This is a genomic window from Hyalangium ruber (assembly GCF_034259325.1).
Taxonomy (GTDB): domain Bacteria; phylum Myxococcota; class Myxococcia; order Myxococcales; family Myxococcaceae; genus Hyalangium_A; species Hyalangium_A rubrum.
Genome location: NZ_JAXIVS010000010.1, coordinates 95,364 through 109,675, shown reverse-complemented (window position 1 = coordinate 109,675; position 14,312 = coordinate 95,364). Strand labels below are relative to the sequence as shown.

At 68.9% G+C, this 14,312-nt stretch carries 13 protein-coding genes; 5 read left to right on the top strand and 8 right to left on the bottom strand.

What is annotated here, in order from left to right; translation table 11 throughout:
* The first annotated feature begins 69 nt into the window (after positions 1 to 69).
* Complete coding sequence (locus tag SYV04_RS27050; protein ID WP_321548804.1) at positions 70 to 675, top strand: hypothetical protein; 606 nt, start codon at positions 70 to 72, stop codon at positions 673 to 675.
* A gap of 15 nt (positions 676 to 690) precedes the next feature.
* Here SYV04_RS27050 and SYV04_RS27045 read toward each other — a convergent pair whose 3' ends face one another.
* From SYV04_RS27045 to SYV04_RS27020, 6 genes are all read right to left on the bottom strand, one after another.
* A complete protein-coding gene (locus SYV04_RS27045) occupies positions 691 to 1,098 on the bottom strand; it encodes a DUF2203 domain-containing protein (protein WP_321548803.1) in 408 nt (135 codons plus the stop codon).
* Between the two features lie 116 nt (positions 1,099 to 1,214).
* A complete protein-coding gene (locus SYV04_RS27040; RefSeq protein ID WP_321548802.1) occupies positions 1,215 to 2,021 on the bottom strand; it encodes a hypothetical protein in 807 nt (268 codons plus the stop codon).
* A 72-nt stretch (positions 2,022 to 2,093) separates the two neighbouring features.
* Positions 2,094 to 2,798, bottom strand: coding sequence for a c-type cytochrome (locus SYV04_RS27035; protein ID WP_321548801.1), 705 nt, complete (start codon positions 2,796 to 2,798; stop codon positions 2,094 to 2,096).
* Positions 2,795 to 4,039 carry a YncE family protein gene (locus tag SYV04_RS27030; protein ID WP_321548800.1) on the bottom strand — a complete coding sequence of 415 codons (1,245 nt, stop codon included), beginning with the start codon at positions 4,037 to 4,039 and terminating at the stop codon, positions 2,795 to 2,797. Before SYV04_RS27030 ends, SYV04_RS27035 begins: the two co-directional genes overlap by 4 nt.
* On the bottom strand, positions 4,036 to 4,668 hold the full coding sequence (locus SYV04_RS27025) for a hypothetical protein (RefSeq protein ID WP_321548799.1): 633 nt from the start codon (positions 4,666 to 4,668) through the stop codon (positions 4,036 to 4,038). Before SYV04_RS27025 ends, SYV04_RS27030 begins: the two co-directional genes overlap by 4 nt.
* Before the next feature lie 2 nt (positions 4,669 to 4,670).
* The gene (locus tag SYV04_RS27020) at positions 4,671 to 5,975 is read right to left on the bottom strand and encodes a WD40/YVTN/BNR-like repeat-containing protein (RefSeq protein WP_321548798.1); all 1,305 of its coding nucleotides are present in this window, start codon (positions 5,973 to 5,975) and stop codon (positions 4,671 to 4,673) included.
* A gap of 296 nt (positions 5,976 to 6,271) precedes the next feature.
* Between SYV04_RS27020 and SYV04_RS27015 the strand changes: the two genes are divergently transcribed.
* The 3 genes from SYV04_RS27015 (at position 6,272) to SYV04_RS27005 (ending at position 9,514) form a co-directional block, all read left to right on the top strand.
* Positions 6,272 to 6,865 carry a class I SAM-dependent methyltransferase gene (locus tag SYV04_RS27015; RefSeq protein WP_321548797.1) on the top strand — a complete coding sequence of 198 codons (594 nt, stop codon included), beginning with the start codon at positions 6,272 to 6,274 and terminating at the stop codon, positions 6,863 to 6,865.
* A gap of 165 nt (positions 6,866 to 7,030) precedes the next feature.
* Positions 7,031 to 8,269 carry a cyclic nucleotide-binding domain-containing protein gene (locus SYV04_RS27010; protein ID WP_321548796.1) on the top strand — a complete coding sequence of 413 codons (1,239 nt, stop codon included), beginning with the start codon at positions 7,031 to 7,033 and terminating at the stop codon, positions 8,267 to 8,269.
* A 6-nt stretch (positions 8,270 to 8,275) separates the two neighbouring features.
* Positions 8,276 to 9,514, top strand: a complete 1,239-nt coding sequence (locus tag SYV04_RS27005; RefSeq protein ID WP_321548795.1) for a cyclic nucleotide-binding domain-containing protein — start codon at positions 8,276 to 8,278, stop codon at positions 9,512 to 9,514.
* Here SYV04_RS27005 and SYV04_RS27000 read toward each other — a convergent pair whose 3' ends face one another.
* The gene (locus tag SYV04_RS27000; RefSeq protein WP_321548794.1) at positions 9,515 to 10,801 is read right to left on the bottom strand and encodes a YecA family protein; all 1,287 of its coding nucleotides are present in this window, start codon (positions 10,799 to 10,801) and stop codon (positions 9,515 to 9,517) included.
* 327 nt (positions 10,802 to 11,128) lie between these two features.
* Here SYV04_RS27000 and SYV04_RS26995 point away from each other — a divergent pair, with 327 nt between their 5' ends.
* Complete coding sequence (locus SYV04_RS26995) at positions 11,129 to 12,937, top strand: Ig-like domain-containing protein (RefSeq protein WP_321548793.1); 1,809 nt, start codon at positions 11,129 to 11,131, stop codon at positions 12,935 to 12,937.
* A gap of 171 nt (positions 12,938 to 13,108) precedes the next feature.
* Here the strand turns inward: SYV04_RS26995 and SYV04_RS26990 are convergent, their stop codons facing one another.
* Positions 13,109 to 14,305, bottom strand: a complete 1,197-nt coding sequence (locus tag SYV04_RS26990; RefSeq protein ID WP_321548792.1) for an OmpP1/FadL family transporter — start codon at positions 14,303 to 14,305, stop codon at positions 13,109 to 13,111.
* Between the last annotated feature and the right edge of the window lie 7 nt (positions 14,306 to 14,312).

Below are 14,312 nucleotides of genomic sequence, written 5' to 3'. Positions count from 1 at the left end.
ACGCTCCGAGCATCTTCTCCTATCTCCAGGCGTGGCAACCCGCCCCGGCCGTGCCATGGTGCCTGCCCCATGAGCAAGCGCGACAAGCCGCCCGCGTCCGAGCTGACCACCGCCGCCGAGGCCCTGGAGGATCAACTGCGCCGCTTCGAGTCCCTGGCGGACCAGCTGCGCAAGGCCCCGCTGAACTCCGAGAAGAGCCTGGAGCGCGCCTCCAAGCTGCTCCGCGACGTGGCCGAGCAGGACCGCGTCCTCAACGAGAGCGTGAGCGCCCTCGTCAACGCCGTGTCCTCCGCTCGCGAGCGGCAACACACCCAGGCCGAGGCCGTCAACGCCCGCGCCCAGGAACTCCAACAGCGCGCCGAGACCTTCAAGTCCGTGCTTGAGCGCTACGGCGCCCTGGGCCAGAGCGCCGCCGAGCTCAACCAGCGCATGCAGGACTTCGCCACCAAGCGCGCCGAGGCCAAGACTCCTGAGCAGAACACCGAGCTCTCCGGCAGCTTGGATGTCCTCCATGAGCGCATGGGACAGGTGGCCGACGAGGCCCAGGCGGTCACGCAGCTCGCCGATGAGCAGGACTTCTCGGACATCGGCCGCCAGGCCGAGTCGCTGCGCCAGCAGATCCTCTCGGCGCGCAACAAGCTGGTGCTGCTGCGCAAGGGGCTCTCCTCGTCCTGACGGCGGCCCTCGGCGTCAGCTCAGGTAGGTGGGAGCGAATACCTCCGGGTCCTCGATGCGCTGGCGTCCCGCGAAGCCCGTCTCCAGCTCGTGCCAGTGGGCGATGGCGCTCTCGCCGTAGCGCCAGCACAGGTACACGGTCCGTCCTCCGAGCTGGGCGCGGAAGTCCACCAGCCCGTCGGCTGCTTTCACCTCGATGCCCATGTCCTGGAGCTGCCGCAGCTCCGCGCGGATCCGCTCGATGAGCCCGTCATGCTGCTCGCGGAGCACCTCGGTGTGCGCGTCGCGCGTGCCCTGGCTCCGCAGCGACGCCAGCTCTTCGCCGAGCTGCTGCGCCCGCTCCACCCAGGGGCGCACCTTCTCGAAGGTCTGGTTCAGCAGAGGGATCAGCCGGCTCGCTTCGTTCACGCTGAAGTAACGCATGCACCCCGGAGCATGCAGCGGCCCGGTGCCTGGAGCCAACCCCTGAAGTCGGTTCGTGACGAGAAGTTCCTTGCTGTCTGGGGTTTCTTCACCCAGAGGAAAGACCAGGCTCGGGCCTACCCACGGAGGAGGGTGCGCAGGTGCTCGCGCTGCCACCGCCGGGCGGAGTCGAGCAGGGGGAAGGCACGTTCGCGCTCGAGGAACTCCGGAGAGTGCGAGGGGTGGCTGCCGTCCGGCGCCTCGGGGAAGAGCTGGTGCAGCATGGCGTGGAAGATGACGGCCTCCACCACGAAAGCGGGCACGTGGGGCTGGTCCAGCGCGGGGTGGACGCGGATCTCCCGCAGCCGCGCGTCGTACACCCCCAGGCGGATCGTCTTCCGGCGCTTGTTCCCGGGCCGGCGCGCCCAGCCGATGTCCGCCTGGATGTGGCCCTCGAAGTACGTGGCGTTCAGGTGCTCGTAGAGGGCTCGCAGGTCGAAGCACTGGCCCCGGGCCTTCAGCGGAGCGCCCGGCTTGCGGGTGCGCCGCACGCGGGAGCGCTGCTCGCCAGCGTAGGCCTCCAGCACGGCGCGGGCCCGGGCCTCGTCCCGGCCCACGAAGGCGGCCATGGCGCGCACCACGGCCTCGGGCGCGTCGAGGAACAGGTGGTGTACGCGTACCCGCACCCCCTCGGGCCGGCGGCGGAAGCTGACCAGGGTGGCGCGGTTGTCCGTGAGGGTGAGGTGGACCGGCAGGCCCAGGTGCTCCGAGAGCTGGTGCGCCAGCCCGGCGGCGCGGGGCAGGGCCTCGGCCCGGGCGGGCACCGAGCGCTCGGTTGGAGAGGGAGCGGCCGGGGGCCGGGGAGACCGGGAGCGCTCCGGCACAGGGCGGGAGGCCCCCGGCACTTCAAAGAGCGTGAGCTGCATGGGCGAGCGCAGGCTCATGGCGTGCAAGTTAGGTCCGATCGTGGACGGTTCCCAGCCCCCCGGAGGGCTGGGAGTCCACGGTCCGACGCTTTACAGCCCCAGGTACGTGAGCAGCGCGCCCAGGTCCGCGTCCGACAGGGCCTCTCGGCTGTAGGGCGGCATGTTGCCTCCCACGCCGAAGAACTGCCCGTGCCGCACCTTCTCGATGACGACGAGCTGCTTGGGCACGCCCGGGAAGAGCGCGTCGTAGTCGCCCACCACCTCGGGCAGCACGGAGGCGTTCGCGGCGATCCGCCCCTTGCCCGTGTGCAGCTCGCCGTGACACGTCTGGCAGGCTGCTCGGTACACCTCACCGCCGCGCCCGATGTCTCCCCTCGGCACGTCCGTGATGTCCTTCACCACGGTGAGGGGCAGGGCGGCCGCCTCCGGGTCCGGGCTGAGGCGCACCAGGTACTCGTAGAGGGCGCGCGACTTGGGGTCCTCGGGCGCCAGCGGCGTCACCCCGCGCATGAAGTTCACGTAGCAGAAGTTCACCGCGTCCAGCAGCCGCGTCTCGTAGCCGCCCCACCAGTTCGGGCGCGAGGCCACGTTGTGGAGCGCGTAGCCCGCGTTCATGCGACCGGGCTCCGGCGTGGCCGTGGTCGCGTGGCACGTGGCGCACGAGAAGCTGTTGAACTGGCTCTCGGACAGGCGCGAGTCCTGGAACAGCTCCTCGCCGTAGTCCGCCGCCGGGGTGGCACCGCTACCGCCACAGCCCGCGACCCACAGCCCCGCTACCAGCAGTCCCCACCTCATGGCGTCCCCCGGAGGATGGCGACCGAGTCCGGATAGAGGCCCACCCGCACCGTCTTCACCACCGTGCGCTCGGCCAGGTCCACCACGTGCAGCGTGCCGGGGCCCACGTGGTCTCCCTCGCAGACGACGAGCCCGTGGCGCTCGTCCGGTGTCAGCTCCACCTGGTGGACGTTGATGCAGCCGCTGGGCGCCAGCGGAATGTCGCTCTTGGTGCCCGTGGCCGCGTCGATGACCGCGATCGCCTCGACACTTTGGTACGGCATATAAAGGATGCGCCCGTCCGCGGTGAAGGTGCCGAACATCGGCGAGCCATCCAGGATGACGGTCCGCGTCGGATCCGCCGTGAGCGTCACGGGGTCGATGTACTGCACCGAGTGGCTGGCCAGCGAGCTGACCCACACCGCGCCCGTGGTGGGCGACACCGTGAGCGCGTAGGGCTCGTGCCGGGGCGTGACGGCGGAGCCGGCGTTGATGGCCACGTCCACGCGGGTCACCGGGTAGCTCGGATCCTCCAGGTTCACCACGGCCACCTCGTCGGACCAGCAGGCGATGTACGCGCGGCGAGAATCTGGCGACAGGCGCACCGCGTGAGGCGCGGGGCACACCGGCACCATGGCCTTGCGGGTCATCGTCTCCGCGTCGAGGATGGCCAGGCGCGAGTCCATCTGGCGCTCGTCGGTGACGCCACGCCGGGCCGCGTCGGCGATCTTCAGCAGGTCGAAGTGCGTCTGGTACAGCGTGCGCCCGTCCTTGCTGAGGATGACGTCGCCGGGGTTGCGGTCCACGCGCACCGAGCCCACGAGCCGGTTGGTGCGCGCATCCATCTTGAGGCAGTAGCCATCCGCCGTGCCGGCGCCGTGCGCGCCGTGGGGGCCCGAGCCTCCGCCCGGCACGTAGTTGGAGATGCCCACGTAATAGAAGGCGCCGTCGGGAGAGGCGGCGGTGTGGTGCGGCCCCTCCAGCTCCACGGGGTTGAGCCCCACGGGGATGCGCGCCAGCTCCCCCCAGCTCGCCGAGCCCATCGTGTCCAGGTCCAGCAGGCTGAGCGTGTCATCCAGGCTGTTGGTGATGACGAGGCGCCCGGCGGGACCCACCGGAGGCAGCGACTCGGGAGCGGGCCAGGCCGTGTCCGAGCCGTACTCCAGCTCCGGCACCTCCAGCGGCCCGGTGGAGGTGCTCTCCGCGCACGCGCCGAAGGCGAGCGGTGCCAGCGCGGCCAGCAGCAGTCGGGTGCGCGTCATGGCGTGGCGGCCGCCCGGCGGAACACGCGCGGTGTCGCCAGCCGGAAGGGCCCCTCCTTGAGGCGGTTGTCCTGAAGGTAGGCGCTCGTCACCTGGAGCTTGAGGTCCTTGCCGGCCGCGTCGCCCATCGTCTTCCACGACTCGGCGTCCACCTGCCACGCCAGCTCCGAGGTGAGCACCTGGAGCGGGCACTCCCGGCCCGGCACGCTCACCTCCACGAAGTAGATGTCTCCGGTGAAGGGCGGCAGGTGCGCCTCGGCGGTGGGCACCAGCAACTCACCCAGCCACGAGAACACGCCCTTGGAGGCGCGCGGGTGCGCCAGGGCGTAGCGGCTCGGCGTGTCGCGCTCCAGGGAGGCGCGCAGCGGCGAGGTCCACGAGAAGCGGGGCGCCGCGGCGTCGGCGGCGAACGTCTCCCCCTCGGTCGGCGACATCAGCGAGACGGCGCGCGAGGCGTCCGCCGCCTTGCTCTGCGCGTCCACCATCGTCATCCACGCCTCGTCCGTGGCGGAGCCACCGTAGAGCGGCTCGCCACACTTGTCGGTGGGCTCTTCTTCCTTGCCGCAGGCAGAGCCCAGCAGCAGCGTGGAAGCACAGACACTCCAGAGGATGCGTTGTCTCGTCGTCATGGTCAGTCTCTCCGGGCCTGGCGCCGCCGGGAGTGGCGGCTCAGACCGAGGGTTAGGAGTAACAGGGCGGAGGGCGCCAGGCCGCTCGCGGTGCTGCATCCCCCCTTCGCGGCGGGCGGAGGCGGGGAGGTGCCGTCCCCCGGCCCGTTGGTACCGCCATCCGAGCCGGAGGGGACGCCCCCGTCGGTGGCGACACTCGAGCCAAGCGTCGCGGCGACCTGGGGCCAGCGCGAGGGGCAGGCCTGCTGCACGGGGGTGCTCTCCCCGCAGACGTGGGAGCCGGCGATGTCCTTGAGGCGGAAGAGGGGCTCCCAGGTGGTGCCCTCGTCGCGGCTGCGCGCCAGGGCCCACTCGTGGACCCAGCTCGAGCCGCATCCATAGAGCACATCCCCCGAGCGCTTCGCGCAGGCGTTGCCGTTGGGCAGCGGCAGGGGAGCGATGGCCTCGCCCTCCCGGCCTCGGTAGAGGTAGACGGGGGTGGCGGCCCACACGGTGTTGCCGTCCGCGGAGACCTCCGCGCCGATGAGGATGTCGGCCACCTCCAGCACCTGCGTCATGGTGGCGCCGCCATCGGTGCTCTTGAGCAGGTAGCTGTAGCCCTGGGCGGAGACCTTGGCCCAGAGCACGTCCGGCGAGGCCTCGCTCACCATCACCATGATGAAGTCATACGGCGTCTGGAACTGGGGCAGGGGCTGGGGCAGGCGCGTCCAGCTCTGGCCCGCGTCGTCGCTGCGCAGCAGGAACATGCCACTGCCATCCAGGCCCGAGGCATAGAGCCGCCGGGGGTCGGACGGGGCGATGCGGACGACGGAGTAGCGCGTCTCCGCGTTCGGCGTCACCATGGGCGTCCACGTCTGGCCGCCGTCCTCGGAGCGGTAGACGCTGTTGGCCACGTAGGGCTTGCCCGTGGTGACGTACATGATGCGCTCGTCGGTCGGGTGGACGGCGAGGCTGGTGGCCCAGGTGTCCTTGAAGGTCGGGTGCATGCTCCACGTGCAGCCCCCGTCCGAGGAGCGCACCAGCGAGTTGCCAGTGGCGGCGAGGATGTCCCCGTCGGTCAGCCAGAAGTAGCGCTCCGGACGCCAGGCGCCGATGCCCATGCCCTCGGGGCAGATCCACCGCCATGTCTGCCCGCTGTCCCGGGAGATGACCGCGCCGAAGCTGGCGCCCACGATGAGATCGCTGTCATTGCCACGGCGCAGCGAAACATTGGTCGTCTCGGGCAGGCCGCCGTGGGCCAGCGCGGCGGTGGCGCGCAAGGTCACCAGCGCCAGCAGCAATCTCCAGCAGGGGGGAAGGGTCTTCATCTCGGTGGGCTCCAGGCGAACGGCGCCCCGCACGATACCGCTGGGAGACGGTTGGGGTACCACGGATGATCCTCTTGGGCTGTGAGAACGGGTGTGGCGCATTGCCGGAGGAGTCAGCAGGCCGATTGCCTGCTCGCCTGGCGCGCTCCCGGGAGGCGAGAATGCGCGCCCCGTCCACCCTGGAGGATTTCGTGCCGAACGCCTTTTGTCCCCGTCTCCTCGGGTCGCTGCTGGTACCACTGCTCGCGGTCTCATGCGCGCACGCCCCGCCCGAGGGCGGCCACGCGGAGCACTCCGTGAGCCACCACGGCGCCATGCCCCACCGCTTCGAGGACGCGGAGGCGTGGGCCCAGCGCTTCGAGGATCCGGCGCGGGATGCGTGGCAGAAGCCGGACGAGGTCATCTCCGCGCTCGCGCTGCCGCCGGAGGCGAAGGTGGCGGACCTGGGCTCGGCCACGGGGTACTTCGCGGTGCGGCTGGCGCGGGCGGTACACCAGGGGGTGGTGTACGGCGTGGACATCGAGCCGGACATGGCGCGCTACCTGGGAGAGCGTGCGCGGCGAGAGGGACTGGGCAACCTGAAGCCGGTGCTCGGAGCGCCCGCCAGCCCCCAGCTTCCCGAGCCGGTGGACCTGGTGCTCGTCGTCAACACGTACCACCACATCTCGGACCGGGTGACGTACTTCCGGAAGCTCCAGGGGATGCTCACGCCGAAGGGCCGCGTGGCCGTCATCGACTTCCGCAAGGGCCAGCCCATGGGGCCGCCCGAGGAGCACCGGCTGCCGCCGGAGCAGCTGCGCCAGGAGATGGAGGCCGCGGGCTACCGCTTCGTCGAGGAGCACGGCTTCCTCCCCAACCAGTACTTCCTGCTCTTCAGCCGCGCGGGGTAGGCGCTTCGGAGGGCGCGGTGAAGGTGGGAGGGTTACGTACTGGTGCGGACCATCTCCGAAGCGCTGTGGTAGCTTGGGGCTCGCCCAGTCGGTACGGTCGTGGGACTTTCGGGCCGAGGGATTCTGGCACTTCGCCAATCGCCCGGCGTGGTAGAGGAAGACGACATGGAGCCAACCCCGGCGGAGTCCAACAGCGTGGATGAGAGCGGGCAGCCGGGCGCGCCCGGTGGGAGCGCCTACCAGGTGGTGCAGTGGCTGGCCACGCGCGACGAGGTGGAGACGGCCGTTCAGCTCTACGAGGACCTGAGCGCGGCCCAGCGGGAGCGGCTGCTGCGGGAGGCGGCGGCGGCCACGGCGGAGGAGCGCAAGGGGCTGGTGGAGGTGCTGCGCAAGGCGCGCGACTTCACCGGCGCGGCGCGGCTCTCGGAGAGCCTGGGCCCGGACGCGGAGGTAGCGGCGCTCTACGAGCAGGGCGGCAATCAGGTGGAGGCGGCCGAGGCGTACATGCGCGCCGGAGACATCGCCAAGGCGGCGGCGGCCTTCGAGCGGGGCGGGGCGCTGGAGCGCTCGCTGGAGCTCTACCGCGGGCTGGGCGCGCGCGAGTCGATGGCGCAGTGCCTGGCGCGGCTGGGCCGGCCGCTGGAGGCGGCGGCGGTGTACCGCGAGCTGGGCAACGTCCACGCCGAGGTGGAGGCGCTCTGCGGGGTGCCGTTGGATGATCCGCGGCACCTCGAGTCGGTGCTTCGCATCTGCACCCTGCTGGACAACGAGTCGCAGCCCCGGCGCGCGCTGGCGCTGCTGGTGGACACGCTGCGGGCCTCGGAGGATGCGCGCAAGGATCCGGCGGTGCTGGCCGAGCAGGCGCGGCTGCTGCGGCGCGTAGGCCGGGACGCGGAGGCGGACGAGGTGCTGGCGCAGTTGCCGGGCGCGAGCTCGACGGCGCCCTCGGTGCCGCCGGCGGCGCGAATCACTCCGGCCACGAGCGGCTACGGCTACCTGAAGGCCATTCCCATCTTCGGCGAGCTCTCGCTGGAGGACATGAAGGACCTGTACCGGGTGGCGCAGCAGGTGCTGATTCCGGAAGGGGCCACGGTGTTGGAGAAGGGCGCCCAGGGCTCGGGGCTCTTCGTGCTGCTGGAGGGCACGGTGGACGTGTTCAGCGGCCCGGAGCCGGACGCCAAGCGGCTCAACACGCTGGGGCCGGGGGCGTACCTGGGCGAGATTTCGCTCATCCAGGATGGGCCCACCTCGGCGCATGTTCGGGCGCGCACGGCGGTGCGGGCGCTGCGCATTACACGGGCGGGCTTCCAGCACTACCTGGACACGCATGAGGGGGCGGCGCTGCGCATCTACCGCCTCTTCACTCGGAACCTGGCGGCCCGGGTGCGGGCGCTGAGCGCGTAGGGCGTTGTGACGGACACGCTCCAGCGGCACCGGGAGAAGGCCGCGCGCCTGGCGGCGTTGGACCAGGTGGAGGCGGCGCTCGCCGAGTACGAGCAGGTGGTGAAGGCGGATCCGGACGATGGGGTCAGCCACCAGCACGTGGGCGAGCTGCGCGAGCGGCTCGGCCGGCGCGCGGAGGCGGTGGACGCCTATGAGGAGGCGGCGCTGGCGTGGGCGCGAGGCGGGCACCTCTTGCGAGCCATCGTGGCGTGCAAGGCGCTGCTGAAGCTGGAACCAGGGCACACGCGGACGCAGCGCTCGCTGGCGGACCTGTACGGGTGGCGCGGGCCGGACAAGGCGAGCCACCACGGGCCGGCCACGCACTCGGCGGAGTTCGAGCTGGTGCCGGACGGGCACGGGCCGGCGGCGGGCATGCCGGTGGTGCCGTTGTTCTCGAAGCTGGGGCGCGAGGCGTTCGCGGCGGTGGTGGAGCAACTGGACGTGCGCGCCTTCCCTCCGGGCCACACGGTGGTGAAGGAGGGCGAGCCCGGGGCCTCGATGTTCGCGCTGGTGCAGGGGAAGGTGGAGGTGGTGCGCGAGCTCCAGGGTGGAGAGAAGCGCAAGGTGGGGCAGTTGGAAGAGGGGGCCTTCTTCGGAGAGCTGGCGTTGATTTCGGAGGGCCCGCGGCTGGCGAGCGTGGTGGCGATGGAGCCGGTGGTGCTCCTGGAATGCACGCGGGCGAAGCTGTCGCCGGTGGTGAAGCGCTACCCGGTGGTGGGGCAGGTGGTGCAGGCCTTCTACCGGGAACGGATGGTGGAGAACCTGCTGCGCAGCAACCCGGTGTTCGCCCCGCTCAAGCCGGAGCAGAAGCAGGCGGTGGCGCGGGAGTTCAAGCTGCTGAAGGTAGCCGCCGGCAAGGCCATCCTCGAGCAGGGGCAGGTGGGCAATGCCTTCTACCTGCTGCTGCGCGGGCGCTGCACGCCGTACCACGTGCTGCCGGACGGGCGGGAGAAGGCGTACCCGGAGATGCGCGAGGGAGACGTCTTCGGAGAAATCTCCCTGCTGTTGGGCAAGCCGGTGTCGGCCACGGTGCGAGCGGAGGACGGCAGCGTGGTGCTGCGGCTGGAGCGGGAGGCCTTCGAGCGGCTCATCCTGAGCCAGCCGGGCATGCGCGGCGCGCTGACGCGGGTGGGCACGGAGCGACTGCAGCGGACCGCCCGGCTCCTCTCCGGGCGGGATCTGCACGACGGCGATCTGCGCGTCTGATCAGGCCAGCGAGACGGGGTGCTCGCGGAGCCAGTCCTGGCTGCGGCGGATGCGCTCGGCGGCAGCGGGCAGGCCCTGGGTCTCCAGGAGCTGGCGATAGGGCTCGAAGTCCTCGGGCGTCCAGACGGGCTTGGCCTTGATGTCGGCGAGCATGACCATCTCCTCGGCGGAGCGGCCCTGGGCCTCCTGGCTGGCGGTGAAGAGGGCGGCCATGACCATACGGGAGGGCTCGGCCTCCAGGGCGATGGAGAGGTCGGTGAACCAGGCGCGGGCGTCGTCATCCAGCGCGGGGTCCTTCGCCTTCTGACGCAGGCGCTCGAGCATTCCATCGAGGAGCGTGGCATCGAGGGCGCCCTTCACGGCGCGGATGAGGTTCTCCACGGCGGCGCGGCGGGTGCCGGCGTCGGAGGCGGCGCGCTTCACGGCGCCGAGGGGCTCCCAGAGGACGCAGGTGAACCACAACTCCTCCTCGGGGGCGAAGAGGGGCGGGGTGGCGGGCTCGCGCAGCTTGGCCTCGACGCGGGCGGCGCGCTCCTTGGCCTCGCGGTTGATGCGCTCGAAGAGGCGCGGATCCGACTGGATGTGCTGGACGAGGGCCTCCACGTTGCCCTCGTTGGCCTGACGCAGGGCCTCCTCGCCCGCGGGCGTGAGCTTCGCCTCCTCTTCCTCCTCGGCGGCGCGGACGAGGGCATCCAGCTTGCTGGCGAGCTCGTGGCGGTGCGTGCTCCACTCGCGGAACTGGACGTCGAAGATGACATCGAGGACGGGGATGTCCTCGGGGCGGAACTGCTTGCTCTTCTCGGAGGCGGAGGCGAGCAGCACGCCGACGGACAGAGCCAACCGCTCCTCGGGAGTGCGGGAAGGCTCGGAGGCGCGCTGGAGCAGGGCGTTGCGGAAGGAGTTCAGGAAATCGCGGGTGCCGAACACGCGCGCGGCGCCGATGAAGAGGTCGCGGCGGGTCTGGGCGGGGTTCTGCTCGACGGCATCGGGCAGGGCCTCGAGCGCCTTGCTGATATGGGTCTCGAAGGCAGCGGAGTCGAAGCGCAGTCCGGGAGCGGGGCCCCACGCGGAGAGCAGCTTGCCCAGGTGGTCGAGCGCGCCAGACAGCTTGGAGACATCCGGGTCCCCGAGCAGATCCATGGCGGCCCGGAGGTCCTTGGCGAGCGGATGGGGAGTCGCGGGAGGAGGCGCGTCACGCGCGCGGTCTTCGGCGGCGTGACACACCTTGTACTTCTTGCCGCTGCCACAGGGGCACGGGTCGTTACGTCCGGGCTTGGATGAACTCATCGGGGCGCCACGGTATCGCCCCAGGACTCACCCGTCGCGGATGGATTCCGGAGGTGACGTCCGAACGGTGACGAGGCAACGAAGCCAGGAGGGCTTCTCGCCAAGGAGTCTCATTCATGGACGCCCAGTCCGCGCCTGGAGACGGGTCCGGTGGTGTGGACGGAGTGGCGGACGCCTCAGGGGAACTGCGGGACACAGGCCGAAAGATCGTAAGTTCCAGTGATTGCAGGGAGTTTCGTTGAGCAGGTCCCGAGGTGGAGTGGGGGGAAGGTAGAGCGGTTTCTGGGCAGCCCATCGGAACGGTTGCTGCATTGAGCAGGAGTCACCATGAACCGAAACCGAGCTTCATCCTTCGCAGTGATGCTGTTCCTCGCTGCATCCGGCTGCATCAGCCTGCCTGGAATCGACCCCGTCGAGACTCCCGATGCAGGGAACCCAAACCCGGATGGAGGCTTACCCGACGAGAGCCTGCCGGATTTGAGCGTGCGAGTCCTGGCCCCAGCAGGGACGACCTACACGAACGGCGTAGTAGACGTCAGCGTTGAGGTAACGAGCGGGACGCCAGATGTAGTGGAGTTGCTCGTAGGCGACGAGTTGCTGGCAACCCTGACCGCGCCATACACCTTCCGCTGGGATACGACGACGAAAGCGGAAGGCAACTACGCGCTGGTAGCGAGGGCGCGGAGAGCCGCGCAGACATTCACCAGTGCTGCTCGGAACGTCGTGGTGGACCGCACGCCTCCCCAAGTCGTCATCCGTACTCCTGAGCCAGGCGCGGAGGGTGTTTCCGCCAGCCGCCCCGTTCAAGTGGCGTTCTCCGAGCCATTGGACCCGAGTTCCGTCAACAGCACCTCGGTCCGAATGAGCGTGAACGGGGCCGATATCGCGACGAATGTGACGCTCTCAGCGGATGCCCAGCTTTTCCAGGTCGCTCCTTCAATGAGAATGGGTCTTCCAGCAGAGGTTGACCTCAACTTGACGAGCGGCTTGCGAGACTTGGCTGGAAATGCTCTCCAAGTTCCTCAGGATGTTTGGAACTGGAGTGTGCCGGACTTCTATTTCATAGGGTCCGTGCCGCAGGTGCCTTCAATGGTTGCAGGGCAGCCTAGCCTTCAATTGGACGCTGCCGGCATGCCGCTTGTGGCGTATGTGGTTGGAGGCTATGGCTATGTCAGGCGCTGGACGGGGAGTGAATGGGAGCAGTTGGGAGGATCGTTGAATGTCACCTCAGGAAGCACTCTTGCTAGTCCGCTTCTTCAGATGACAGGCAATGGGGAGATTGTCATAGCGTGGAGTGAAACGAAAACCGTTCGGTATATATATGTCAAGCGGTGGACCGGGAGTAATTGGGAGTCCGTCGGGACAGCATTGAGTGCGTCCCCTGGCAGTGCGATATCGTCACTGTCATCGCTGCGGATGGATGGTAGCGGCAATCCTGTCGTTGCATTTTCGGCAGATGATGGTTCGACTCTGAATCTTCAGGTATGGCGTTGGAGTGGCACTACTTGGGCAAGTGTCGGTAATGCACTCAGCGCAAAGCCGGGCAATACACCTGTAAGGGATGTCTCACTCCGACTGGATTCTGCAGACAGCCCTGTAGTGAGTTGGACGGAGATGGGCGATGACTCCTTTGAGGCGCTGTATGTGAGCAGATGGAACGCAGAGGAGTGGGAGATGCTGGGAGGCCCAATCAGCGTCAATCCAGGAATGACTCCGGTTCATCGTACTTCTCTTGCACTGGATTCGGCTGGTCAGCCTGTCGTGAGTTTTCAAGAGAGTAGCGGTTCCAGGGGAGGGCTTTACGTACATCGATGGACGGGAAGCCAATGGACAGCATTGGGAGGTAATCTCAACGTGAGTTCAATCGTCGTGGACGTAAACTCTCTCCAGTTGGATTCAGAGGGACGTGCCGTGGTTGCCTGGACGGGAGGTAGTGATGTTTTTGATGTCCACATTGGAAGGTGGACAGGCGCAGGATGGGAAATGCTCGGAGGTGCATTGAGTGCGAAGCCGGGCAGTTACACGTCTGCCTACGGTCTATCACTTCAACTCAATGCCGACGGCTTTCCTGTCATCGCATGGAGTGAGTCAGAGGTCGTTGGTGGTGGAATATATGTTGCTCGCTTCAACTACTAATCACGGATGGCGGAGGTGACTGGCTGTCCAGTTGTAAAATAGCGAAGGCCCAGGCTATGGGCCCAAAAACAACGCCCGGGCTTCTCGAGTGAGAGGCCCGGGCGTCGAGTTTCTGTGGCGATGAACACCCAGGCAGGGCGCTTAGGCCCTGCCCCGGTGCGGGAGTGTTCGTTACTTCATCGAGTAGCCGAGGGTCAGGCCCACGGCGTGACCAATGCCGCCGTAGGTGCCCGGCATGGCCGGGGAGGTGCTCGCGGTGTCATCCAGGTAGGCGAACTGGTAGCCCACGTCCACGCGCACAGGGCTGAACGAATAGCCCACGCCCACCGCCGCGTTGTAGCGGTTGGCGTCCGGCAGGTCGGGAGTCAGCGTCTCGGCGGGGCTCGGCGACGGGTCGTACGCCAGGCCCACGCGCACGGCCAGCGCCTCCGTCACGCCGTACTCGGCGCCCACGTGGAAGTTCCACGTGTTCTTCCACTGCTTGGGCGCGAAGCTGGTGAGCGCAGGGTTCTCGAACTCGACGCCGAACCGATCGATGCTCGACCAGAGCACGAGGTTCGCGTCGAGGCCGACCTTCAGCCGCTCCAGCGGCGTGAGGGCCAGGCCTACGCGCGCCGTGCCGGGCAGGGTGATGGCGGCCTTCACGGGCTGGTCCTGGAGCTGTGCCGCGAACGCGTCGGGCACGTCCTGGAAGTCGCCCTTGCCGTCGAAGTTCACCTTGCTCGGGCCGCGGAAAGAAGCGCCGATGCTCAGGAAGTTGTCCACGGCCTCGTACTGGGCGCCGACGTTGTAGCCGAAGCCCCAGCCACCACCACCGAGCTCGATGGCGCCCTCGCTCGCGACGAAGTCGAGCTTGCGGCGGATGGACACCGTGCCACGCACCAGGCTCACGCCCACGCCGAGGCGCAGCCCGTCGATGGGCTGGTAGGCGAACGTCGGGTTGATGAAGTAGGTGGCCACCTGCGACTCGTAGCCGATGGTGCGGCCTACGAAGTCATCCACCCAGTTGGAACCCGCGCCGAATGGCACGTAGAGGCCGATGCCGGCCGCCATCTTCTCGTTGATGCGGTAGACGGCGAAGGCATGTGGCGGGGGAACGACGGTCGGCTTGAAGCCCTGCTTCTGTCCATCCGTGGGGGTGAACGTGAGCCGCGGGATGATGGCCACGTCGCCTACGGTGACGTCGAGCTTCTCCACCCCGAGGATGTTGGCGGCGTTGTAGGCCACCGCCGACGAGTCATCCATCAGGGCGTTGGCCGTGGAGGCCATGCCGGTGGCTCGGGCACTGTGGGTGTCGACGGAGAAGCCCGCGGCGTGGCTGACGCCGGCAGCGAGCAGGGTGACGACGGAGAGTGTGTTCTTCATCATGGAGTTG